The organism is Burkholderia sp. MBR-1, assembly GCF_013822785.1.
In the GTDB taxonomy this organism is placed as follows: domain Bacteria; phylum Pseudomonadota; class Gammaproteobacteria; order Burkholderiales; family Burkholderiaceae; genus Burkholderia; species Burkholderia vietnamiensis.
In genome coordinates this window covers 124,401-149,676 of sequence record NZ_CP053612.1, presented here as the reverse complement: position 1 = coordinate 149,676, position 25,276 = coordinate 124,401, and the positions used below count along the sequence as shown (strand labels likewise).

Here is a 25,276-nt window from a genome sequence, read left to right as displayed (position 1 = left end):
AGTGATTTAAAGGCATTGCACGTGGGAAATGCCCTTGCACGGACGGAACGGAAGATGACCGTGGAAAACCATCCACCTCCCGCATGCGGGAACACTTGCGACACTGCTCGCAGACAAGAAAAATGCCCCAACTCAAGCGATGCTTGATATTGGGGCGAGAGGTCTAAAAAATTACCTGCAGATCGTCACGAGGCGCGCGTTGGCGCCGGTCGTCGCGAGCAACGATGGGTCCATGAATGTGCCCTGCGGCAACATCTCGATCTCGGCCCCCACTTCATCGAGCCAGGCCCGGAACTCGGTCTCGATCGCACCCGTGCGGCTGAACGCACCTTCCCCGACCACCGTGACGAGACAGCCCTTCTCGGCAAGCAGTGAAAAGGCATGTCGGGTATGCTCGATATCAGCATTGCGGCCGAACGGCGGGTTTGCCACGATCGCATCGAACTGAACATCTTGGATGTCGAGGAAGTCCCATCCGATCAGCTTGAAGCGTTTTGCCTCCAAGACGGCACGTAGGGGTTGCGCGATCTCGACACAATCGGGCTCGACGCCTGCTTCGCGAATCGCCGTCGCAATGTTTCCATTGCCTGCCTGGGGCTCACATACCTTCATCCCGTGCCGGATACCGGCCTTTTCGACCATGCGGCGCGCCAGACTCATCGGCGTCGGAAAGAAGTCGATTCCGACATCCCAGCCTACGAGTTCGCGCTCGAGCTCGACCGCACGATCCGGCGCGTCGGGTTCCATGTAATGCTGAAGGAATTCCCGGCACGCGCAACGCAGCTGCTCGATGGTTTTGATCTCCATCCTGGCGTAACGTTTGCGCTCGTCATAGGCGTTGAGCCAGTACCACGGGAGGTAGTTGCCGGCTCGGCTACCCAATTTCTCGATGCAGGCTTCGGCGAGATCGGGATGCAAAAAAACCCGACCCGATTCGTTGGCCTTGTGTTGGATCGCCACCTTCGCGATCCGCCGGCCCAAGAGCTTCAGGCCGCTCAACTTCTCAAGGTCGCGGGCGACGCGCGGCAGATCATCAATGTATCCGACGTATTTGGGGAAGGTGACGTAGTTGACCGTCGCTTCGCCAAGCGGCTCCTCACGGCGCTTGAGCTCTTCGGCGTAGCTGCTGGACGTCGTGTTGATTTCGCGATGCCGCGCCGCCAGCAGTGCCGCAATCAGCTGTTGCACCTGGGTTTTTTCGCGAATGTGCTCGAGGTGGTACGCCTGCCCTGCTTCGATTGCATTTGCAAGGTTCACCATGATTCGCGCAAGCGCCGCTGAGGTACGGGCCTGTGCCTCAGCATACGACGCATGTTTCGCGCGCCGCGCGGTGTTGGTTAGGCGGTCCCTCGTCAAGCTCTCTTGTGCGGCATCCTCGACGTTCGCCGCCAGGTCGCGCAGGCGCGATACGGCATTGTTTTTCTTTTGAGCGTCGCGTTCGGCTATCCGGCCCGAGATATCAGCAGCCTCCCCCTGGGCCACGCCCATGAACTGTTCTGCCGCCGGCTTCTCGCGAAATTGAAATCCAGGCACGGCGCCGTTCTTGCCGAAACTCGAGTACCAGCCACCGAGTCGCCTGGCCGCCTGAAGAAGCTCATCATACTTCGCTCGGTCGACACGGGTATCCAGCCTCACGACGAACAGCGGATAGTTGTCTCGCGTGTGAGTCGTTTCGACGATTTGGAGGCCCGTCCCGACATCAACGCCTTCGACGGTCCCGCGCGCCGCACGATCGTTCTCGCGTTCGACTCGCAGCTTCTCTGCAATCAGCGCATCGCGGCGGGCGATCTGCTCCGGTGTCAAGCTGGCCGCGCCCTTATAGCGAATGTACGTTGCGAAGTCTTCGAGCGTTTGCGGATCCTTGATCGCGTCGACGACTTGCTGCAGGCGGGCCCGCTGCGCCTCACGAGCGGCGAGATGCCGCTCCCGACAGGCGGCGACATCAACATCCGTCAGTTTCACGACCTGGCCGCGTAGGCCGGCAATCCGGTCGTCCTCGGTATATCCCGAGATCGATATGCAACCGCCCGCGGCTCCGATGAAGGCATACTCGTAGAGCATTTCACTGAACGCGCTGGACACCAACATGTCTTTGCGCTGGCCGCGCCAGTTCGGCCGGGCGATCTTTTCGAGTTCCTTGACCGTCATCTTGCGCAGCTCGGCCTTCACTGAGTCGCGGTCTCGTACGAGCCGCTCGAAGGCATGTTTGATCGTGTCGGCTGCGATCTCGCCGTCGACGATCGTGTCAAAAACGGCACGATGCTCTGCCAGCGTCATGACCGTATCCGAGAGTAATCCGCTGAAGGCGAGTCCCGCCGACCCGACACACGCGACGACGCGATCTGAAAGGCCGGAAATTGCAACTGCGTTTTCCATCGTCAATTCTCCAAAAGGTGACCCCGTTGTGGGGAGGACATAGCCCTTGGAGATGTCATTGCCTACTGGAAGCGGTCGCGACGATATTCCCTGGTTACCCCTCCATGGCGCGAAGACTCTCGGCACTCGGCGCGATCCGCACGATCATCCGCCCCTCGAGCTCGCCCGCGGTGACTTCCCGGATCCGGCCGGACGCGGCGTCGACAATGAACTGCTGCTCGTTGTCGTACCCAAAGGCGATCAGGCCGAGAGGCCCGTAGATCTCCTTCTGTCCGGTGTAGACGATGATGGATTTCGAAGACCCGATAAGCCGCGCCTCGATCTCGCCCTGCTCCAGCGCGCGTTTGGCCATTTGGTACAACAGGCCAGAGCTGATTGCCTTGCTGCCCGTCGCATCTCCCGCAACTTTCTCCTGCGGGACTACCGATGCCGGCTCGCCCTGCGGCGTCGGTGTTGAGACTAACGGCTGTCCGGATGGATCCGCCGGGTCGTCCGAGACGTTCTCGCCGCTGCCGTCGGTGGGCGCCTCCGTCTTAGGCGCGGCGGTTTCCCCGGGCTTTAGCCGATCGCCCTCGTCCGGGACATACCAGCCGCTGTCCGTCGGCTCGACTGGCTGCGGGGCCGCATCTCCAGTCGGCGCTGGCGCGCCGGCCTTGGGTTTGCGACCGCGGCCCGCCGCACCGAGTCGGAAGTGCTTGATCTCGGGCACCAGGTTGTTATCCGGGAGCTTCATCAACTCCGGGAAAGTAGCGTCCGTAATTTCCAACACAAGGACGGAGCCAAGCGTAATCGTGGGCTTGCCGCGCTTACCGACCGGCTTAACGTCGCGCTTCGTGCGCGTGCTCTCAAAGTATGCCCGTGGCTCCCACATTCTCGCGACGTAGGCAAGGAGGTCGGGCGAGCGAAGCCGTGCATCCTGGAAATCCAGGTGCAGCACGCCCTGTTCGAAGAATGTCATCAGGATTTTCTTCGTCAGCGGATCAACGCTTGAGCCACTGAATGTCCCGCCCATCTCATCTTCCAGGTTGGCCCGTGCGGCGACCAGCTTGACGAAGGCGTCTTCGACGAGAAAGACGAGGGTCTTGCCGAGATGAGGGAAGTGGTATTTCCAACCGACGTTGCGCCGCTTGTCAGCACCATTGATGCGCCCCGCTTCGTTCATCACACTCTGGCAAACCTCCCACAGCTTCAGGCGCTGCCCAAGTTGCGACTGCGGCTTGAACGCCTGTGGCTCAGTTGCCATAGCGTTCTTGTCGTGCTCAGCTTCCCGCGCACCCTCCCGGTTCTCGAGCGCCGATCCCTCCGTGTCCCATTTGATCAACAGCTCGAGAATCGCATGAAGCCGGTCAGACAGCACCTGCTTGGGTGTTGCCATCGGCATTTCTTGCGGAGCGTGGTAATGCGCGACAACGAGACGCAGGACGTCGCGGTCGTCGGCTGGCAGGTCCCAGAATTCCGGCATGCGAGCGAGACATCGAGCGCCCGTGCGGTCATGGTCCGGGCGCGATCCAATCGGCGCGCCCAGATGCTCCGGATCGTCTTCCTCAAACTGGTAGCACTCGATCTTGCCGATGTCATGGGCCATGCCCGCGAGCGCTATCACGGGATCGTGAGAGTTGAATCGATAATTTTGGTCGAGCAATGGTAAATGCGGCTTGCTTCGATCGATCGGATATTCGAATGACGGCGCGTTCCACTCCATCAACAGGGCGACCAGCACCGAGTGTTCGAGCAGCGAGCGGCCACCATGATTGCGCGAGCCCTGAACGACATGGCTCGCGGGGTAGTGGCGGTAAGACATGAACACCCCTTCCAGCTTTCGCATGAGGGCGGTGTGCTTGGGAAACGGCTTCTCGAATCGCAGGTACCATTCGTCAAGGAATTCGACGGGCGGTTTCGGCTTCTTAGTGATGATGTTCGCCAGGCGTGCCACCGACGCCAGCGCTGCGGGCGCAATCCGCTCGCCTGCGCTTTCAAGCTCTTCCAGATGAATCGGCACGATACCGAGCTTGGTGGTCAGGCCAGCTTGCGAATGTGGTGCGAGTTCTTCAAAACGGTAGCGGCGATCGAGGTGAATCGACAGGCACGCAATCAGGAAGCCGGAGACGCCACCGGCGATCGGCCATTTGACGGTATCGAAGTAGAATGACCACTGGAATAGGTCGGTGACACGAACCGACCCATGCCATATGCCGACTCCCGTCAGCACGACAAGCCAGAAGCATGTCGCGCCGACGGCTGCGGACACAAGGGGTTCGCGATGCATCGGTGAACGCGAGTCTGCGTTAGATGTTCAGCTGCCGCTTCAACTCCTCGCGCTCTTCCTCCGACATCTGCAGGTTGCCGGTCGCGACACCTTGTGCGGGGCCCGCCACAGGCGCGCCCGCGCCTTCCTCCACCTTCTCGATTTGAGGCGCCTTGCCCGCGCCGTCTCCCTGGATCCCCACCCGGTTGGCGCGCTTCGGCGCGACGTTAAAGATCCATTCCGGCGTGCTTGCCTTCCAGATTACTCGCGAGCCTTTGACTTCCTGAATATAGAGAATGTCGCGCTCGGTCGGCTGCTGTGGAACGTCGATGACGATGACGGGGTATGCGATTACCCGCGGCTTCCCGGTGACCGGATTGATCTCATCGGTCGGTCGGACGTCCGTCAGGCGAAATTTCCCGGTCACATGGATCGGTGCGCCAATCGGGATATCGCTGAGTTGCTCAGCGAGACGTCCGTAATACATCACGGGGATGTCCTGACGGGGATCCGGGTGTTGGCGGATGAGACCAAAGAAGGCCGCGCCCTTGTTTTCGTCTGCAGGTCGATAGTACTTGTTGGCGAGAATGCCGGCGAGTTCGACATGGTTCGACGCGCCGCTACTCCGATAACCGGAGCCGAACGGCCGGAAGGTCTTGTCTTCCGGCGCCTGCTCGGGGACCGCCTTCTGGAAATCGGTGAGCGCCGGCATCTCCAGCACGTTGATCCGGTTGAAGCTGCGGGCATACGCCTGCAGCTGGGGACGCTCGCTGCGGTCGTTGAGGTCGCTCCTCCAGCCACGCAGGTTGCAATGGACCTTCAGGCCTTGTTGATCCTTGAGGCGCTTTGGCAGGCTGATGCCCGCCGGAAGTACCACTGGCAAACTCAGGTTCTCGTTGTTGGTCATCTGCATCCAGAACGTCCTGGTCGCGTCCACGGGAACCGACTGCGCGTGCGGGTTTTCGCGCCGGAGGTAGCCCGCCAGGTACAGGATGTTCTTGAACCCCTGATAGTGCTGATGGAGGTCAGGGTTGCGTTGTGCATCGAGCGACAGCGGCTTCATCTCCGGGGCTCCTTTTGGTTGATTTCGCGCCGATATTGCTCGCAAGCATAGCCACGGCCTAACCGAATGCAGAAATGAAATCGAAGCGACTTGCGATCGAGGAGATTGGATGCGCGGGAAAAATCCCTGCCGCCCGCGTCGCGGAAACGGTGTTGCGTGGGCGTTCGACGGAAAGCCGGAAGACGTGCGGCTGAGGAAAAAGTACTGGCAGGAAGTGAGGCGGTTCGAGACGTTGCGGGGCAGTAAATGGCTCAGACCGGATGCATAGAAGCGTAGCTCAGCCGCCGCAGGAGCCCGATCTGTTGGGACCAACCAGCCTGACCGTCGGCGTGCCACCCGTCTCGTGGCAGGCAACGGCGCAGAAATGATCGGGATTCACTGTCGTGCTTTCGTCCATCAGAGATGGTAGCGCGTGCAAGCCCTGCGCGATGCCCTTCGCGTCGAAGTAGCTAAGCATCTTCTCGGCAAAACCATCAGGGCAGTAGAACGTGCGGCCCGTCGACAAAGGGGCCCCGATCGTGGTCGCCCATCCATCATGGGGCACAAAGCACTTGCGACCAAAGTAGTAGAAGCGTTCGGCGATCAGCGCATTCACACCAGAGGTATCTCGGCTAACGTCAGCTCGGGTGTGGTGACGGTTTTCCAGTTGCTCGTACTGGCCACGGTGGTCGTAATAGTAGATGTTGTCGCCGCACAAAGCGATGGTGTTGGACGACTCACGTGGCGGCTGCTTGACCGCAAAGCGGCTGTCCTCGAAGTACGCGTGCAGCGGCAAGACCTCGCGGACCTGCATGAGGTACACGAGTCCGTCGCGCGGGATACTCACCCCTCGGCGAGCGGCTCTATCGACCAAGTCCTTTGAAGCGAACCCAGCCACCCATTCGCCGACCCTCCGGCACGCTCTCACCTTCGGCTTGCACGTGGCGAGCGTCAACACGCCGTGGAAGGGATTGGGTGCGAATCCACTGTCGTGGGTCATCTTGTAGCCCATCGTGATGCTCATATCTGCGCTCCCGGCGACGTACCATGACGGAGAACCAGGCTCTCCAGCCATTGAGAGGCGTCGTTGCAGTCGCCCATGTCAATCACAAACTCTTGGCCCTTCCCAACCGTTTGCACGATGGCCCATTCGTTGTCGATACGCCACCGAGCGGGATCGCGGTGGTAACTCAGAGTTGGTTGTTCAGGATTGTTCAGCAGCCATCGGGGCACACGCCATATGGAACGTGAGCAACCGGGCGCGGTAAGCTGCAGGTCAGCGCTCCAGCTTCGGAACAAGCCGGCCGCGGGTACTTGATTGCGCGTACCCGCCAAACTCTCGTCGGCGACATAGATTGTGTTGTCCACGCCGATCGCGCCGGCATGCTGCACGTGCGGATGATCATCAAGCCATCGTGGGCATTCAAATCTACCGACCTTATAGACCTGCCCTACCTGCAGCCAACCGAACAAAGCATGGACGTTTGGTGCACCGGGTACGTACCGCCACCGGCCCGCGACGTGTTCAGCGCGACGAAACCAACCAAAGAACAGGAAGACGTCTCCCGGCCCCACACCCTGTTTGGCAAGGTGTTTCTGTGCTGATCCCACTTGCCCGAGCGAAGCACGCCAGCCAGGCCGCCGCGCCACGCTGCCGTCACTCAGGTCAGGATCGAGATGGACAGAAGTTCGCGCCGTGATAGCGCCTCCTGTAAGGTCGTCAACGAGGTTGTGGACCGGTCCCTGTGGACATTGGATGTCCCCGAGCGGACGCCCATATCGCGACGGGATGGGCAAGGTCTGAAGCGATCCATCAGGGAGGATCGGACTCGGCACCCGGCCATACTGTGAGTCAAATCCCTTGCGACTAAAGATGATCTTCACGGACAGGTCCTGGAGACGCGGTAGCACAGTGCTGCGAGTATATTCAAATCCGACGGGCTTGATGCTCGCCTTTGCCGATCAGGGGCAGAAGGCGCGGCCCACGATATCGCCCGTGGCCCGAGAAAAAACCCCGTCTGTCGCGTGGCAACAGATACGGGGTTGGGAGGTCTTCAGGCGAGACGGATAGAAGCGTCCGCGAGGCTATCGATTTCGAACTATGGCATCCGCAGAGGCATCGACCGGCATTCGACGGTGCCGGCTGTTAGCGTGCCACATAGTCTCCAAATGGACGGTCCGGGTTGACCTGCTCGGTGACAGCGGCAACGTGCGGCCCCTTCAGCATAGGCGCGGCGGTGAGCACTTCGGTGGACGCAGCAACGTCCGCGATCGTGAGATGACCTTCTCGCCCCGGGTCGAGTACGCTGACGAATGCGCCAGTGTCGATGTAGAAGACGTTGCCGAGGCGGCGTGGCGCGGCATGAATCTTGTGGCCGACGAACATGCGGTCGATGCCGTGCACACCGGAATCGTCACCCCGCTCCGCTCGCTTCCTTCCCCACGTGGCGGACTTCGTCGCGTATTCATCTCCCGCCGAGATACGCGCGGTGAACGTGGCCCAGTCCCACCCGATCGGCACCTCTGCGTGAACCAACCCCACGAGACCGCGAGCGGTTTGGAGTTCGATCACATAGGGAAGTCGGGCGAGTCGGGAGACAATCTGCAGTCTCTCATCATGCGGTACGTCAAGCCACCAGCTCATTCCATTGCTGTCGCCGATCACATTCATGTAAGCCTGCAGCACTCGGTCGTCGGGCACACCCTCCGCATACAACTGCACGAACTCGTCGTCATGGTTGCCCCTGATGGCCCTGACGTAGGGCTGCTCGAGGAACCGACGCACGCGCCGCGATCCGGGCCCTCGGTCGAGCAGATCGCCCAAAGAGAAGAGGCGATCCGCTTCGGGCTTGAAGTCGACCGCGCGCATTGCCTCCCATACCTGGTCGTAGCACCCGTGGATGTCGCCCACGACGAAGTCGCGACCGTTTTTGTTTCGAGCGAATCGTTGAACATGTTGCATTTGACTGTCTCCATCGAGAGCCTGCGCGCACCACGTGGAATTTACGAGGATATCCGGCGAGCCCGTGATTCACTAATTGACCGGACAATCTGAACATCCGCGGTGTGCGGCGGGTTCGGAGTGTTGGCCTGTTTGGGCATGGTTCAACACCCGTCAGAAAAAAACCCCGACATAGGCATGGCCTAATGTGCGGGGTGGGAGGTCAAGCCGTCAGAAGAACTGAACCGGCCGAATCGCTTGAACAGGCTCGACAAAGCAAGCCTCGACCAGTTCCTCAACTGCTGAACCGATCTCTTCCGTGCGCGCATCGCTCGCGATTCCGGTCATCGACTCGACCTTCATCGGACATCCGAAACCGTCGAGAACCTGGACCTGAATGGTCAGGTATGCCCAACGACGCGCCATCCAGTCTTTCACGCGTTGAACGCGACGAAGCACGCGTTGATTCGCGTGACGCCGTGCGGTCCCATTTCCGAAGACCGCAGCGACTTCCTTCAGCGTGTCCGATTCCAGTTCCTGGAGAACGGCCGCCTGACGATCAAACATCCAGGTTTTGCCGAAAGCATCACCCAGCTTCACGTCCAGGCCAACACGGTATTTACCGTACGGGTTGAACTCCGTCACAAACTGCTGCACGTCATCCTCGTACAACGGGGAGGAGTTCCGATCGGCAATCGTGTGCACAACGGTGATAAAACCGTTCACCTCGAAAGCGACCGATTCTCCTGGCGTCCTGCTTGCCCGCAACATCGCGGCGGAAGGCGCCGGGAATGAAGCGGACGTGGCAAAAACACCTGCGAAGGCACGGCGGGCTTTCAAAACATTGACGTTCATCATCATCTCCATTGACGAAGAGCCCAAAGCTGGGCTGGGTTGACATAGCGATGGGAGATGTACGAATTGCAGTGGAATGAGCTGCGCCCAGAAAAAAACCCCGATCGGCAGCGCCAATGCGGGGTTGTAGAGGTCAGGGCCGGAGTTTAGTCCGCCCAGGATCCGTCAAGGACATCATCGTCCGAAGCGTGCGCTGCGGGCGCAGAGCGCGGGATGAGACGCCCCAGATCCTGTTCGGCGATCTCGAGTACGTCTGGGTCCGACGAAGGCTCCGTACCCGGGTCCCCGGAAGTCGGATCGGTCTGCCTCGAGCTCACCGAAGCGGCGCCTTCGGGCAGAGATTCATCTGCACCAACCGCGTGCGCGCTCGAACCACCGAAAACAGCGCGCTCCACCGCTGCGGACAGTTCCTGCGCGACCCCGCAGATCTTGAGAAGGCGTTGAGGTATCGCGCCAGCGCCGAAGAGCGGAAGCGGCTCCTCGATCACCTCTGCGTGCCCCAGGGCCCGCGTGACAGCGAAGTCGCCTGCGAGCCGGATGATCATCGCGATCTCGTGTTCCACGAGGTCGTGAGCAGTCTGCGCGGTCTCCCATCGTTGAAAGGCGACCGCCGCAATGATCTGTGCGCGCTTCCAACGTGCCAGATGCTCCTCGAGGGCCGGTCCAGCGGGCGACGGTCGACGGTCGGATAGAAAGCCGGTTGTCTGTGCGAGATTGAACACTTGCACGGGCTGAAGTGTCTGAATCCGCTGCTTCGGGTTTTGTTCGGGTTCGTCGGACACCGCATCGGCGACCGGATCCGAGTCGCCGGATTTAACGTCCTTCTCGATGAAGCCACCAAAGATGGCGACTGTATGATGCGAGCCCTTCTCGAGCTTGAATCCCGCGTCTTTGATCGCTTTGAAACCACCCCAGACAGGCGACCTGAACCCCATCGTGTCCTGCGCGGCCCAGAGAATGATGCAGTTGGTGCCCTCATACGACCCACCTCCCTTCGCGAGCTTCTGGGGGAGTCGGTCCAGGCCCGCCCACGGATGGCTCGGCAACGCCGATCGTCCAGCCAGCCATCCCGCTCCTGTAGCGAGCGCCTCGTTGCACTTCTCGCGCCGCGTGGGCAACGCTCCGCCTGTGCCTGACGCCGAATTGTTCGCGGTAGCCCGTGTCTTGCGCGCACGCGGCGCATTGGTTCGAATAGCCATTTGAGTCTCTCCAGATTGAAGTCGCCTGAAATCGGCGGGTGACAATGCAGTGGAGAGATGCGACCGATGAACCGGAACCACGGGGAGGACGACGCACCGCCGGTTGAATGAATGACGGCCGCCCCGTGGGGCGGCCGTCAGATGGGCTTGCGCCTGGACTTGCGCCGTTACTTAGACCACTGCGTCTGGCCCGTCTGGCCCTTGTCCGTCGTGGCGATCACCGTGACGTTTGAGACGTTCCCAAGCTGCTGGGCCGTGAAGTTGATGAAGGTCGACGACAAGGCGGTTGGCTGCCCGTTGATGAGCCACTTCAGCCCGGCGACCTTCCCCATTTTCACCGTGCAGGTCGCGCGCAGCGTGATCGACTTTGTCACCGTCCCTTCCGACGCGATTGCACAGACGGGTGAGTCGCCCTGGACCAGCGTGAGGTCCTTCGTCACGAACGCCGTCGCGCCTTGTTTCGTGGTGATGGATGCGGAGACCGTGTGCTTGCCGGCGGCCGGCACATGGACGACGACCGGCAACGACAGGTTGCTCGAACTCGTCTGATACGTCCCGTCCAGCGAGTAGTCCACCTTGCTGAGGGTATCGCCCTTCGGCACCGACAGCAGTGCCACCTTCACGAGCACATCGGACGGCGCGCGAAGCCACTGGTCTCCGTCGGAGAGGGTCATCGTCGCGTCGAGCGTCGGCGCCGGCGCAATCGTGAACGCTCGCGACGCCACGCGCTGCGAGTTGCCGCGCGTGTCGCTGATCGTGGCGTTCACTTGCTGCTCGCCGGGTTGGGTAAATTGGACCGTGATGGTATTGCCCCGCTCCGACAGCAGGCTCGCGCCGGGCGGCAAATCCCACGAGAAGGTGAATTTCTCGCCACCGGTGTCGCGCGAGTCCGCCTGGTTGGCATAGCTTGCCGTAAAGACACCCGTAGCCGGCGCACGCGGATCCGGGATCGACGAAGCAATGACCATCAGCGGGAACTTGTACGTCCACGTCGAGAAGCCGAAAACGCTGATCTGCTGCGTGGAGTCCTGCAGTCCATCGACCCAGCTCTCGAAACTGACGTTCTTCTGACCCGGCTGGACCGTCGTCGTCAGCGGGTTGAAGCCCGGCTGCGTCGTCCCGTCCGGCAACACCCACTGGCCAACGATGTTGTCGGTATGGGTCTGGTTGTTCCCGAAGGGCTGTCCCTGGGCAACCTTGAACGTCACAGGCTTGCCGGTTTCGACGACGTTCGGCCCGCTGATCACTGCTTTCGAGATCTTCAGCGGCACGACGCTATACATTTGCTCAACCGTTCGCGTACGCAGCGTGTTGTTGATCGTCCCGCCCGTCTGCTTGCCGGCGAGTTGGACATAGAGGGTGCCGGCCGTGGTTGGTGTGTAGTCGAAAGTCGGACCGGAAGCAGTCTTCGGATCCTTGTCGTTGTAGGCCGTCTTGAGCACCCACGTGAATTCCGTATTGGGTACATCCGAGACGGCGGTGAACGTGACCGGGCGCCCGACAAAACCGGCCGTCGGTGCCTTGATCGACAGGTTCGGTCGATTGAAGGCCTCGACGGTCACCACGTTCGACGTCGACTCGCTTTGGGAATATTTGTCGACGAGGGTCGCCTTGTACTGGTACGCACCGGCCGCCGTGATTTTCGGCCGCAGTGCAGGTGCGGTCGTGTCGCCCGCCGACGACCATGTATTCCCGCCATCGCTCGACACGAACCAGTGCACTGCGGCCACGTCAGTTTCCCGGTGTCCCGTGATGATGAGGTTCAGGATCGGCGTGTAGGCCTGCGAGCTCGAGACAAGACCGGACGCCGATTGGGCAACCTTCAGTTCTGCGTCGATCGGATTGCCGTTCTGGACCGACAGCTGCAGATCGTTCGCGCTCACCGTGTGGGTTGTGGCCGTGCCATCACGATAGAGCGTCGCCTGCACGACGAGGTCGATGATGCCGGGTTGCACCTTCCCGACGTTCACCGTGAAGGTTCCGTCCGCATTGATCGCGACCGGGCCCGTGCCGCCAAGCGGCGTGAGCGTATAGCCGGTGACTGCGCCGTTTGCATTGCGGTTCACCGTCTTCTGGAAAGGCTGGACCCGCCAATCGCCCATCGTGGTCGGATCGAACGTGTAGACGGTGCCGCGCGCGACACCCAACTGGCCCGACAGCGTAAACGGGTTGCTCGACACGAGCGATCCCGTCGGACGCTTGACCGTCATCGAGACAGCTGGCGGCACAATCGTGAACGCCAAATCGGTGTGCCAGACCTTGTCCGGCCGCCGCGTATAGTACACGTCGAAGCCGAACGGCTGCGTGTCCCACAGCGTCGAATCCGAGGTGTAGATCTGCGACGCCAGGATGTCGGTCGGGGTTGCGACGACGTTGGTTTTCCCAACCGGGTTGGTGATCTTCATCGACAAGCCGCGGTTCGGCGCCGCGACGTGTACCTGGCCGGCGAACTGGTCATTTCCGATGACTGAGGCAAGCGCCTGCGTGGTCGAGCCGGCTTGCTTGGCCGCCGTGCTCAACTCAACCGTCAGTGTCGGTGCAGCGTCGTCCAGCGACGTGCCCGTGAGCGTCAGCTTCTTCTGGATGTTGGTCGAGTAGAAGAGCAGCGTTCCCGACGACGGATCGCGATAGAGGACGCCCGGTTCATAGGTCAGGTCATTCGGGCCGAGGTCGTGAATGTACCCGCTGATCCCACCCGACGTTGCCGTGACGTCCTGTGCATCAAGTGGCGCGCTGACAAACTTGACCGCGCAGGCGAGATCCCCTGATTTTAGCGTGCCGCCCTTGGAGCCGACGAGTGTCGTCAATTGCACGCCGGACCCGCAATCAGGAGCGAGTCCGAGCCTGGCTGGCTCGAGCAGGAACGGCGCGACGTCGACCGTGTACGCCATCTTGCCTTTGGATGGGGACAGCTGGATCTCGTCGGCCGGGTTCCACGTCGTCATATTGAGTGCGATGTTGGGAGCGTCCGGCACGTTCAGATAGAGGTTGATCGTTCCGTTGACAGTCGCCGACGCAGTCAGCATCTGCGCATCTTTCGCAATATCGAATGGCAGCGTGCCCGTGACGCTTTGTGCCCCGAGCTTGACCCCGTTGAGCATCCCGGTTCCGGCGCCGAGCGGTGCGGCCGTGAACGGTAACGGCCCAACAAGCGGCTGGCTGGTGGCTGGGTTCGCAAGATGCACCGCCAACGGCGAGTTCCCAGGGAAATCGGGCAACGAGGGTGATCGGCCAGCCACGTTGACCACGGGCCGTTGATACGTGAACGGCACCGAAAGCGACGCCAGATGTGTACCCCAGATGTTCATCGTTGGCGTGGTGAGCGTATAGGGGCCCTCCGGCTGCGCCGGGTATCCATTCAGCACGAACGCACCGCTGGCGTTCGCAATAAACGTCCCACGCACCGCCTGCCCATTCGCGTCATTGATGGCGAGGTTCGGGGGTTGTGGAGTCGTGACCCGGAACGTGAATGCGTTGGCAAACGGAATCGAGGACGAGGTGCCGTTGCTGTCCGTGATCTGGATGTGGTCGAAGGTATACGTGTCTCGCCCGAGCGCGTTGGTATCGATCAACGTCAGCCATCCGCCACCATTGATCACGGTGGCCTGGTCAGACGACGGCAAGGCATTCGCATCGTCGAACACCTTCGTATAGAAGTCGGCACTGTAGAAGGTTCGCAGCGGCTGCACGTTGTACGTCAGGCCCGAGGTGCCGCGCAGCACGATCGTTTGAGTCTGGCCGTTCGCGAGCGCGCCGCTCACGTCGCCGCCATACCCCGTGATGACAAGGACGCGTCCGCTGACATCGGCCTGGCTCTGCACCGCGGTCGGCGGACTCCCGTCCTGATAGACCTGCGTGACAGCAGCGTAGGCACCGGCCGCGACTGCGGCCCCCGTGTGGGCGAGGAGTGCGCAGGCGAGGCCTGAGCTTGCGAGCACGATGGCGGCGCGGTGGATTGGCTTTTTCATTAGAAGGCCCCTGAGATCTATTGGCTTGGCGAGTTGGCCACGCGCGGTGTGACTTGGGCCGCCGTGGCCGCGGAGTACGCCGCAGGTAAGGTGGGCACGACCAGCACCTTCGCGAAGCTCGGTACGTTCTGGCCGGTGAGGTCCGCACCGTTGTAGGTCGGCGAGGCAAGCGGGATCGCGGTGGATGTCTCGATCCGAACCGGCTGTTGCACGGTCGCGTTGCCGCCCGCGGCGGCGGCGAATGCAAAGTTGCCTTGGTACGCGCCATCGGGGACTTGCGCGCCCGTCAGGTCGAACGCATACGCCGCGACGCGGTTCAGGGGCACGGCACGGTTGTAGGTGGGATCCGCGAGCGCCTTGCCCACGATCGGCGCGCCCGCACCCGTCAGCGCGAGCGTGCCGGTCACGCCCCCATTGCACTGGTACAGGTGCACGAGCGCAAGTACGCCCCGGCCGCTCGTGCCCGGTTGCATCTGCACGCCGAGCAGGGTCGGCGCCGGGCAAGCGAGCGTGTACGCCTGCTGCGCACTCACCGACGCGGCAGTTGCGAGTCCGAAGGGCTGGAGGATCGGCGCCGCCCACGTGGCCGTTAGCTTCAGAATGTAGGTTCCCGCCGGGAGTACGCCAGCACCGGTGGCGCTCAACTGGCCCGTGAAGCTGTTGATCGGCTGGCTCGGCGCAAGCGTCGCCACTGACGAGCCCTTGGAATCGGCCAGCCCCACCGCAACGTCGAGCAGCGTGGCACCCGTTGCGCGCGTGGTGAGCCACGCGAGAAACGGCGCGCACGCGCCATTCCCCTGCGCCGCCTGCATCGACCATCTCGCCTGCGCGGTGAGCGGCTCGCCATCCAGTCCACCGCCGACGTTTGACAGCGTGATGGCCGGCGCGCACCGCGCGAGTTCGGTCGCCGGATCCCAGACCGTCACCGTGGCCACGCCGAGGGGCGCGTTAGGTGCGGTCGTGCTCAGGTACAGCGTCGCGGCCCCGGATGTTCCCCCCTGCGGCGCCAACACGGGAAACGACAGCCGGCCGCCCGAAGCGCCGAAATCGTAGTTCGAGATCGTCTGCGTCTGTCCCGGCTGCAACGTCACCCCGCCGATCGTGAGGGGCCCGGGCGAATCCGAGCGCAGCGTGGCTTGGACGGGATACACGCCCGAGAGCACCGATCCATCGCCGAGTGTGATGGGCGCCGACTGCACGGTGTCGGTCACAGGCGTGCCCGGCGGCGCAATCGCGGGCACGTTCGCGTTCACCCCTTGCGGGTTCGTCAGAACGACCTGCGGCGGGGTGTAATTGAAGGACACCGTGGTCGTGCCGATGTTGCCCGATGCGTCCGTCGCGCCAAGCGTCAGGATGTACGGTGTGTACTGGCCCGTGGCCAGATTGAGCGTGGATGCCAGCGCCGGATACTGCAGGTGAAACTTGCCCTGCGCGTCCTGGCTGAACGCGAGATTGACGTTGACACCGGCGAGGCCGCCCTGCAGGTTTGCGGTCGTCAGCTTCGGCGCCGGGTCGACGGTGTCGGTCACGCCGATCAAAACGTCGTCGATCGACTTGATCGACGTGCCATTCGTGATCGACGTCGTCACCACGGGGGGTGTCGAGTCCATCGCGTAGGTGCCGAGATCCAGCACCGCGGTACTCCCTGCCGTGTCGGTTGCCTTGGCGATGAAATCGTATTGTCCGTCGGGCAATCCTGCGAAATTCGCAACGAACGAGTAGTTGTTGGTGTCCGCGATCGTGAGTGTTCCCGGGAAAGAACGATCGACCGTCTGCGACTTTGCTTCGACGCTAGCGCTTGCGACCGTGACGAGGCCCCAGAAGCTTCCGATGTTCGGCTTTTTCCCCGTGGCCGACACGGTGCGCGACGGGACTGTCACGGTACCGGAATTGATCGCCAGCCCCGTCGCGTCGACGATCAAACGTACGCCAATGTTCTGCGACGATACGAGTTGACCGTCTGCACTTTGGAGCGAGATTCGCGTTTCGATGTTGTTCGTGCCACTGGCACTTGGTGAGAGCGTCCAGTTCCCACTGATCGTGCACGACGTCTGACCGGCGGGGACTGTGCATTTACCGATCCACGCGTTGACGACCTGATCATAGGGTTGCGCGATGACCGTGAGCTTGATCGCGGTCCACGAAAGCGGCACGTTCGATAGTCGGTAAGTCGTCGTCGTCCACCCGATATCCTGGAACTGAATCTGAAGCGCGGGCGATGCGAAGGCGGGCGACGCTGGCACCCCGGGTCCGAGCTTCAGGCTGTATGGAATGGGCGTCAGGAAATACGTGGTCTCGTCGGTAAAGCTGGCATAGCTGCCGCTGTTGCCGCCGGGGTTGTATGCGAGTGAAATGACCTTGTAGATGGAATTGCTGTCCTCCCAATCGGACGTCTTCCCCGACGAGATCGATCCGAATTCAATGCCATAGACGTTGTATGGTACCCATTGGGATTTATCGATCCGCACAATGATCTTGAACGGGTTCTGTTGCACGGACATGCCCGGCGTATACGGATCGAATCCGACGAACGGAGAGCCCGGCAGAACATTCGTCGTTGTATTCGGATTGGATACGCCAACGATCGACCAACTCGACGCGACGAGGCCGACGCCATTCCATCGCAGTGGCTTGTCGACAGTGGTTTTGTTACCGGCCTTATCGATGACGACAAAACGAGCGATCAACGGGGTATCGAGCGCCGGAAATTCCTTGACCGTGCCGATCGACGCTATCACGCCGGTTCCGATCGAGACGGTTCCACTCGTGTTGTCGACCGACGCAGAAACGGTGTGATACACGGTCGAGCTGTCGGTGGACATGCTCGTGAACATCGCGGACGCAATACCCGACGTATCCGACACGCCGTACAGTCCGAGCAGTTGGGCTTCGGCCGGACCGACGAGCGCGTTGTCCGGCACGCCCTGGAGGATCACGCTGCTGCCTCTTCCGGTCCACGCGTGCACGAGGCCCCAGCCTTCCGCTTGCCAGCCGGCCACCTTCGGGGGTGTAAGGTCGATGTTGACCGGATACGTGTTTGAGGAGATGAGGTCGCCGGTCGAGCTCAGCACGTCGGCCTTGAATTGATAGGCACCTTCCGGCGGCGCGGGCAAGGTGAGCGTTGCGCCGTAGTACGACTTCCCGGCGGCCGTCACGAGGTCGGCCGCACCGAGAACCTGGCTCGACGCCGTGTTGAGCAGGACTTTTCCATCCCCACTCAAGATCGATACACGGACGACCCGCGAAAGCCCGCCGCTCAACACGAAGCTCACGTTGCCGGATGCATTCGCATATTGGGCGCTCGGCTGGAGGGTGCGCTGAGCGCCGTATGGGTCCGTATACGAATATTGGACGAGGTCCGCATGGGCGATCGGCAAGCCCGCGATCGCGAGCATGGCGCCCATGGCGCAGCGGGCGGCGCACCGGCGGATCGACGTGCCAACGGACGAACGCCCGAAGGACTCGAGCAGATGGATAGCGAAGCACAGGCCGTTCATGACTTATCGGCTCCCTTGCGATGCGGGGATTACAACGGAATAGGCGGGCGGTAGCGTCGGCGTGGTGAGCACCTTCGCAAAGCTGGGTACGCTCTGACCCGTGAGATCCGCGCCGTTATATGTCGGCGTGGCGAGCGGGATCGCCGTGGCGGCTTCGATCCGAACAGGTAGCTGCGCGGACGCATTGCCGCCTGCTGCGGAGACGAACGCGAAGTTGCCTTGGTACATGCCATCAGGCACCTGGGCACCTGTCAGATCGAACGCGTACGCAGCGATTCGGTTGAGCGGCACGGTGCGGGTGTAGGCCGGATCTGCCAGCGCCTTCCCCGCGATCGGTCCACGTGCGCCGGCCAGCGCGAGCGTGCCGCTCACTACCCCGTTGCACTGGTACAGGTGCACGAGTGCGAGTACGACCGTGCCGTTGGTCCCCGACTGCGGTTGCGCCCCAAGGAGTGTCGGAGCGGGGCACGCAAGCGTGTAGGCCTGGACCGCATTGACCGGCAGTGCGCTCGAGAGTCCGAACGCCTGCAGGATCGGCGCGGCCCACGTTGCCGCAAGCTTCACCGTGTAGGTCCCCGCGGGCAGCACGCCGGTGCCTGTCGCACTCAGCCGGCCCGTGAAGCTGTTGATCGGCTGACTCGGCGAGAGCGTCGCCACCGGCGTGCCCTTCGAATCGGTCAGTCCGACCGACACGTCGAGCAGCGTCGCGCCCGCTGCACGTCCGGAGAGCCACGCGAGAAACGGCGTACACGCGCCGTTGTTCTGCGCCGCCTGCATCGACCAACTGGCCTGCGCGTTGAGCGGCTCGCCATCCAATCCGCCGCCGACGTTCGACAGCGTGATGGCCGGCGCGCACCGGGCAAGTTCTGTCGAAGGGTCCCACACCGTCACGGTCGCCACCCCGAGCGGGGCATTGGGTGCGGTCGTGCTCAGATACAGCGTGGCGGCTCCCGACGTCCCGGCCGCTGGCGCTGAGACGGGAAACGACAGCCGGCCACCGGCGCCGCCGAAGTCGTAACTCGAAATCGTCTGCGTCTGTCCTGGCTGCAGCGTCACCCCGCCGATCGAGACGGGGCCAGGCGAATCCGCGCGCAGCGTGGCTTGCACGGGGTACACGCCCGAGAGCGTCGAGCCATCGCCGAGTGTGATGGGCGCCGACTGCACGGTGTCGGTCACAGGCGTGCCCGGCGGCGCAATCGCGGGCACGTTCGCGTTCACCCCTTGCGGGTTCGTCAGCACGACCTGCGGCGGGGTGTAATTGAAGGACACCGTGGTCGTGCCGATGTTGCCCGATGCGTCCGTCGCGCCAAGCGTCAGGATGTACGGCGTGTACTGGCCCGTGGCCAGATTGAGCGTGGATGCCAGCGCCGGATACTGCAGGTGAAACTTGCCCTGCGCGTCCTGGCTGAACGCGAGATTGACGTTGACACCGGCGAGGCCGCCCTGCAGGTTTGCGGTCGTCAGCTTCGGCGCCGGGTCGACGGTGTCGGTCACGCCGACCAAAACGTCGTCGATCGACTTGATCGACGTGCCATTCGTGATGGACGTCGACACCACGGGGGGCGCCGTGTCGATCGTATAGGTGCCCAGATCCTTGGATGCGACATTGCCGGCGGAGTCGGTCGCCTGGACAACATAGTCATAGGCGCCCTGTGGGAGCCCACTGATTGTGGCCGACATCGAGAACGTCCCGTCGCCGGGCACCACGAGCGCGGCGGGAAACGTCTTCGTATACGTCCCAGATGTCGCCGTTGCCGTGACACTCGCCGACGACATCTTGATGAGTCCCCACGCCTGCCCCTGGTCCGACTTTGCGCCGCTCGCGGTTACGACACCAGTCTTCTGGTTGAAACTGGCTGTCGTGATGGACGGTCCGATCTTGTCGACCACAAAAACGGCAAGCAGTGTGTTTGAGAACAGCGTGCTGTCACTGCTGAAGGCAGTCACAGTCGGCTGAGTCACGAAGGTCTTTCCAGCGGCAGCGCTGAGCTTCCACGAACCTGAAGTGCTACATCCGGTTGCGCCGGCCAAGACCGTGCATGAGCCGTAGCTCGTCTTTATCACTTGGTTGTACGGTCGCGCTTGCACGCTCACCTGCGCACCGGTCACGGTGAAATCACTTCCCGTGATGGCACCGGTCACGGTACCCAACTCTTGTGTCGTGAAGCTCCTCGCGGTAACAATCGGCGACGGCGCTACGTCTGGAGCGAGCGTCAGGTTGTAGCTGACACCGCCGATACTCCAAAATGTCGCGTCTGTGAATTGCGTATTCGGCACCCCTCCGCCATACGGACCTGAAACGACACGATAGACGTTTCCATCGGAATCCCGGTAGTCAGGCGTCAGCGGATTGGTAATGCCTGTACCGGTGATGTAGATGCCGTACTCATTGTTTCCGATCCACTGATTCGCATTGATCCTGACAAGGAGCTTGACCGGGTTGGTATGGACCTGCATACCAGCAACGTAAGTGTCGTAGCCGACGTACGGCGAGCCGGGAACGGGGTTGTTCGACGAGCTTGGGTTGTAGACGCCGGCGACCGACCAGGAACTCGATTGCAGCCCTATCCCATTCCATTTCAACGGCTTTCGCACCGTGGTCTTGTTGCCCGCCTTGTCGACGATGTCGAACTGCGCGATGACAGGCCCGTCGGCAGCCGGGAATACCTTGCCGCTCGTGATCGAATAGCTCTGCCCGTTGCCTACGGCCACCGTCTGCTGAGACGCCCCGTATGTGGCCGGCAACGTGTAGTACGTCGATTTACCGTCCGCGGACAACGAAGTAAAAGTGGCGGACGCGACGCCGGCCAGGTTGTCGGTCACGCCCGAGACCGCGATCATCTGCGATTCGGTCGGCCCGATCATCGCGTTGTCAGGGATTCCCGGGCACGGCGTGCCGGTTCCAATATGTGCGAAGTTGTTACAGATCCCATAGCCTTCGCCGACCCATTGGCCGGCAGTAGGCGGGGTTACATCTTCGACCAGCGGATAGGTATTCGTCGAGACAACATCACCCGCCGATGACAGAAGGTCCGCCTTGACCGTATATGTCCCCTCCGGGGGTGCCGGCAGCGTGAGCGCCGCGCCGTAGTACGTAGCGCCATTGGCTTGAATGATGTCGGACGCGCCAAGAGGCGCACTCGAAGCCGTACCGATGACCGTCGTACCGTCCGCGGCGAGTAGCGTGACGCGCACCGTTCGTGAAAGCCCTCCGCTCAGCGAGAAGCTGATGTTCCCTACTGCATTGAGGTATTGGCTCGATGGCTGAAGCGCCTTGCTCGCTCCATACGGGTCAGTAAAGGAATACTGAACGAGGTCCGCATGGGCAAGCGATGCGGTCGCCGTCGCGAGCGCTGCGGCCGCCGCACAACGCCCAGCGCTACGTCGCGCGTTCGCCAACGAGAAGGTGCGAGCAAAGGCAGCGTGATAGCTGGTTAAAAGGTGCAGGGCGTCCATGGGTCAGTGATTCCCAGTCGGAGTGGGTGCAACGACGGAATAGGCTGGGGGCAGGATTGGTGCCGTAAAGATTTTCCCGAAGCTCGGGACACTCTGCCCAGCAAGGTCGGCACCGTTGTACATCGGCATGGCAAGCGGAATCGCCGTGGCAGTCTCGATGCGAATAGGCTGCTGAGAGGTCGCGCTGCCGCCCGTTGAGGCGGCGAACGTGAAATTGCCTTGATAGGCGCCGTCGGCGAGCTGTACACCAGTCAGATCAAACGCATACGCGATGATCCGGTTGAGCGGCACGCCTCGGTTATACGTAGAGTCATCGAGCACCCTGCCAGCCAGCGGCGCGGGAATGCCCGTCAAAGCCAACGTGCCCATCACTGGGCCGTTGCACTGGTAGACGTGCACGAGCGCGAGTACCCCCGCCCCGCGCGTTCCAGGCTGTGGTTGAGCGCCAAGCAGCGTCGGCGCCGGGCACGCAAGCGTGTAGGTCTGAACCGCGTTGACCGGCGCTGCGCTCGACAGCCCAAACGCTTCCAGAACCGGGACTGCCCAGGTCGCTACGAGCCTTACCGTGTAGGAACCCGCCGGCAACACGGCACTGCCCGTCGCGATTAGCTGGCCGGTGAAGCTGCTGATCGGCTGGCTTGGCGTAAGCGTCGCCGCTGCGGCCCCTTTGGAATCGTTCAGCCCAACAGCAACGTCGAGCAACGTTGCCCCCGGTGCCCGGGCGGCGAGCCAGGCGAGAAACGGTGCGCACGAGCCGTTGGACTGCGCGGCCGTCATTGACCAATTGGCCTGCGCCGTAAGGGGCTCGCCATCCAATCCCCCTCCGACGTTCGAAAGCGTGATTGCAGGCGCGCATCGCGCGAGTTCCGTCGACGGATCCCAGACAGTGACAGTCGCCACGCCAAGAGGCGCATTCGGCGCGCTTGTGCTCAGGTACAGGGTCGCGGCGCCCGAGGTACCAGCCGCTCTTGCTGATACGGGGAATGACAGCCGCCCCCCGGCAGCCCCGAAGTCGTAATTCGAGATTGTCTGTGTCTGGCCAGGTTGCAGGGTTACGCCGCCGATCGAGATCGGCCCGGGTGCGTCCGCACGCAGTGTAGCCTGAACCGGGTAGACGCCGGAAAGGATCGAACCGTCACCGAGGGTTATGGGCGGGGACTGCACCGTGTCGGTCACGGGCGTGCCAGGCGGTGCGATGGCGGGAACGTTCGCGTTCACGCCCTGCAGATTCGTCAAAACGACCTGCGGCGGAGAGAAGTTAAACGATACGGTTGTAGTGCCAATGTTGCCAGACGCGTCGCTCGCGCCGAGTGTCAAGATGTACGGCGTGTTTTGCCCAGTGGTCAGATTGAGCGTCGACGCGAGGGCCGGATACTGCAGGTGGTACTTGCCCTGCGCGTCCACGTTGAACGCGAGATTGACGTTCACTCCGGCGAGCCCGCCCTGTAGATTCGCAGTCGTCAACTTAGGCGCAGGATCCAAATTGTCGGTCACGCCAACAACCACGTCGTCGATCGACTGGATTGACGCGCCGCTGCCGATCGAGGTCGAAATCGTTGGAGGTACGGTATCGATCGTGTACGTGCCAAGGGTCTGTGTCGTGACGTTGCCAGCCGAGTCGGAAATCTGCGCGATCAGTTGCGCGTTACCTTGCGGCAATGCTCCGAGTTTGGTCGTCAACGTGTATGCGCCCTGGCCGCCCAATACGAACGTCCCGCTAAAGGACTTCGTCACCCCGCCAGCCACGACCGAGATGGTCCCGGTCTTCAGTTGGCAAAAGCCGTAGGAGTTGCCCTGCGTCGGCTTGTGGCCAGACACAACGACCGTTCCTCCTTGCGCGTCATAGCTGAAGCTCTCAATTGTCGGCGCGCCTTTGTCGACGACGATCAGGAAGTTTTGGTTCCCGGACGTCTGAAGCACGCCCCCAGTCTGGGTAGCGTAATAAACCGGCTGGGACGCTTTTGAGGTCCCGGCGGTGGTATCCAGCGATCCACTTACGGCGGAAACACACGACGTCGCACCGACGGGAATCGAGCAAACCACGCCCGGTGCGACCGTCACCTGTTGCGCATAGGTGCGTGCCGCCACATAGAATCGCACTTGTGACCACGTCACCGCTTGATTAACAATCCGATTTCCGCTCGACCAGCCGATGTCATCGTAATAGACCTCCATGGTGCCGGCCCATGCGGGGGACGGCGGCACATCGGAGGCTAAAACGACGTTGTAACCAAATGCGGAGACCCCTGGTGACGTCCCATCGTAAAAGATGACGTAATTTCCGCTGTTTCCCGCAGTGTTGTACGGCAGCGTAATAATCTTGTAGGAATACGTACCGTCTTCGTAGTCAGCTGTCTTCGGATTCGCGACATTGGTACAGCAGAGGTAGAAGCCGTATTGATTATTCGCGATCCATTGCGATTTCAAAATGCGAATGACGAACGTGACGGGGTTCGTGTGAACCGTCATCCCCGACTGATACGCTTCAAAGCCCGTGAACGGCGATCCGGGCAGGAAGTTCGTCTGCACGGCCGGATTCTTCACTGCGGCGATCGACCAGGATCCAGCCGGTACTCCGATCGCGTTCCATTTGAGCGGTTTGCGCACAGTTGTGCTGTTCCCCGCCTTGTCTGTGACGACGAACTGGATGGTGATGGGGCCATCCACAGTCGGCAGGTTGCTGGTGACGTTTGCGATCGACACTGCGCCGGTCGCCGGTGCATAGGACGCACTCGTCGTCTTGTAGAGTGAACCATCGCTTGCAAACGACGAGAAAGTTGCAGATGCGATTCCCGTGCCGGAATCGGTCACGCCATTGACACCGAGTGCGGTTGGCTCGCTGCCGTGTCCGATAAAATCGTTGTCCTTCAGGCTCGCGCACGTCGCGGCGTAGCACATCCCATTACCGGTTCCGAAGAAGCTTCCAACAACGGGGGCGGTCGTGTCGATCCACAGAGGGTAGGACGAGGTCGAAAGCACGCTGCCTGAAGCACTTAGCAGATCCGCCTTGATCAGGTACTGTCCTTCTGCTGGCGCTTTGAGTGCCAAGGTCGCGCCGTAATAGCTCTGGCCGCCAACCGAGATCAGGTCGTTCGGTCCGAGGGCAGCGCTTGTCGCGCTATTTAGCGTGTTCCTGCCGTCCTGGGAGGTGAGCGACACTCGTACGATGCGTGAAAGCCCGCCGCTCAGTGCGAAGGTAATCGTCCCGACGGGATTGGCGAACTGGTCATTGGGCTGCAGTGTGCGAACGCTGCCGGTCGAATCGCTGAACGAGTACTGGAGCAAGTCGGCATGCGCCGGCGTGCCGACAAGGCCCAGAACGACCAGGAGAATCGCTCCCAAGACGCTACGAAATGCCGGATTGACGGAGGCCAATCCGGCTCGAGCACGTCGGTTCAGCGCTGACGGCAGGAGGCGAGTGATCATCTTCATGGTTTTCCTTGCCGCTGAGGTCGCATTTGTCCACGACGAACTATCTCAGCGCCGGCCCAATTAGATTTCAATTGCCAAAACCCCATTAAAAATAATGGGGTTCTGCCGCCGCCGTACTGAGACCCCTCGTCGACGACATCCGAATGATGGTCGCCTCACGAACGCAGCTATCTGACGCGTAGAAAAGGGCGTCCGGAGTCTGGGCTTGCATTTCGTCTATCGCGGCCAGCCCATTTCCGATTCGCGGATTCATCTGTAATGATCG

12 protein-coding genes are annotated in these 25,276 nt (G+C 61.8%); all 12 read right to left on the bottom strand.

Features of this window, described 5'->3' with window-relative positions; genetic code table 11:
• Window positions 1-171: 171 nt before the first annotated feature.
• Window positions 172-2,376, bottom strand: a complete 2,205-nt coding sequence (locus tag MBR110_RS30325; protein WP_181710017.1) for a hypothetical protein — start codon at window positions 2,374-2,376, stop codon at window positions 172-174.
• 94 nt (window positions 2,377-2,470) lie between these two features.
• A complete protein-coding gene (locus MBR110_RS30320; RefSeq protein WP_220138111.1) occupies window positions 2,471-4,624 on the bottom strand; it encodes an HD domain-containing protein in 2,154 nt (717 codons plus the stop codon).
• Between the two features lie 37 nt (window positions 4,625-4,661).
• Window positions 4,662-5,684, bottom strand: a complete 1,023-nt coding sequence (locus tag MBR110_RS30315; protein ID WP_181710015.1) for a hypothetical protein — start codon at window positions 5,682-5,684, stop codon at window positions 4,662-4,664.
• 277 nt (window positions 5,685-5,961) lie between these two features.
• Window positions 5,962-6,687, bottom strand: a complete 726-nt coding sequence (locus tag MBR110_RS30310; protein ID WP_181710014.1) for a hypothetical protein — start codon at window positions 6,685-6,687, stop codon at window positions 5,962-5,964.
• Window positions 6,684-7,547, bottom strand: a complete 864-nt coding sequence (locus tag MBR110_RS30305; RefSeq protein ID WP_181710013.1) for a hypothetical protein — start codon at window positions 7,545-7,547, stop codon at window positions 6,684-6,686. The genes MBR110_RS30310 and MBR110_RS30305 overlap by 4 nt, the downstream gene beginning before the upstream one ends.
• 262 nt (window positions 7,548-7,809) lie before the next feature.
• Window positions 7,810-8,625, bottom strand: coding sequence for a metallophosphoesterase (locus tag MBR110_RS30300; RefSeq protein ID WP_181710012.1), 816 nt, complete (start codon window positions 8,623-8,625; stop codon window positions 7,810-7,812).
• Between the two features lie 210 nt (window positions 8,626-8,835).
• Entirely contained in the window at window positions 8,836-9,459 is a 624-nt protein-coding gene (locus MBR110_RS30295) for a hypothetical protein (protein WP_181710011.1), read from the bottom strand.
• A gap of 146 nt (window positions 9,460-9,605) precedes the next feature.
• Window positions 9,606-10,658, bottom strand: a complete 1,053-nt coding sequence (locus MBR110_RS30290) for an ArdC-like ssDNA-binding domain-containing protein (RefSeq protein ID WP_181710010.1) — start codon at window positions 10,656-10,658, stop codon at window positions 9,606-9,608.
• 167 nt (window positions 10,659-10,825) lie between these two features.
• Window positions 10,826-14,626, bottom strand: a complete 3,801-nt coding sequence (locus MBR110_RS30285; RefSeq protein WP_181710009.1) for a PKD domain-containing protein — start codon at window positions 14,624-14,626, stop codon at window positions 10,826-10,828.
• Window positions 14,627-14,643: 17 nt separating this feature from the next.
• A complete protein-coding gene (locus MBR110_RS30280; RefSeq protein ID WP_181710008.1) occupies window positions 14,644-18,123 on the bottom strand; it encodes a DUF4165 domain-containing protein in 3,480 nt (1,159 codons plus the stop codon).
• A 3-nt stretch (window positions 18,124-18,126) separates the two neighbouring features.
• Window positions 18,127-21,579 carry a DUF4165 domain-containing protein gene (locus MBR110_RS30275; RefSeq protein ID WP_181710007.1) on the bottom strand — a complete coding sequence of 1,151 codons (3,453 nt, stop codon included), beginning with the start codon at window positions 21,577-21,579 and terminating at the stop codon, window positions 18,127-18,129.
• Between the two features lie 3 nt (window positions 21,580-21,582).
• The gene (locus MBR110_RS30270) at window positions 21,583-25,011 is read right to left on the bottom strand and encodes a DUF4165 domain-containing protein (RefSeq protein WP_181710006.1); all 3,429 of its coding nucleotides are present in this window, start codon (window positions 25,009-25,011) and stop codon (window positions 21,583-21,585) included.
• Window positions 25,012-25,276: the final 265 nt, after the last annotated feature.

What these genes read in the sequence shown, in the direction of transcription:
- MBR110_RS30325 (WP_181710017.1), bottom strand. Translation starts at nt 2,376, where the DNA reads ATGGAAAACGCAGTTGCAATTTCCGGCCTTTCAGATCGCGTCGTCGCG.
- MBR110_RS30315 (WP_181710015.1), bottom strand. Translation starts at nt 5,684, where the DNA reads ATGAAGCCGCTGTCGCTCGATGCACAACGCAACCCTGACCTCCATCAG.
- MBR110_RS30310 (WP_181710014.1), bottom strand. Translation starts at nt 6,687, where the DNA reads ATGAGCATCACGATGGGCTACAAGATGACCCACGACAGTGGATTCGCA.
- MBR110_RS30300 (WP_181710012.1), bottom strand. Translation starts at nt 8,625, where the DNA reads ATGCAACATGTTCAACGATTCGCTCGAAACAAAAACGGTCGCGACTTC.
- MBR110_RS30295 (WP_181710011.1), bottom strand. Translation starts at nt 9,459, where the DNA reads ATGAACGTCAATGTTTTGAAAGCCCGCCGTGCCTTCGCAGGTGTTTTT.
- MBR110_RS30290 (WP_181710010.1), bottom strand. Translation starts at nt 10,658, where the DNA reads ATGGCTATTCGAACCAATGCGCCGCGTGCGCGCAAGACACGGGCTACC.
- MBR110_RS30285 (WP_181710009.1), bottom strand. Translation starts at nt 14,626, where the DNA reads ATGAAAAAGCCAATCCACCGCGCCGCCATCGTGCTCGCAAGCTCAGGC.
- MBR110_RS30280 (WP_181710008.1), bottom strand. Translation starts at nt 18,123, where the DNA reads ATGAACGGCCTGTGCTTCGCTATCCATCTGCTCGAGTCCTTCGGGCGT.
- MBR110_RS30275 (WP_181710007.1), bottom strand. Translation starts at nt 21,579, where the DNA reads ATGGACGCCCTGCACCTTTTAACCAGCTATCACGCTGCCTTTGCTCGC.
- MBR110_RS30270 (WP_181710006.1), bottom strand. Translation starts at nt 25,011, where the DNA reads ATGAAGATGATCACTCGCCTCCTGCCGTCAGCGCTGAACCGACGTGCT.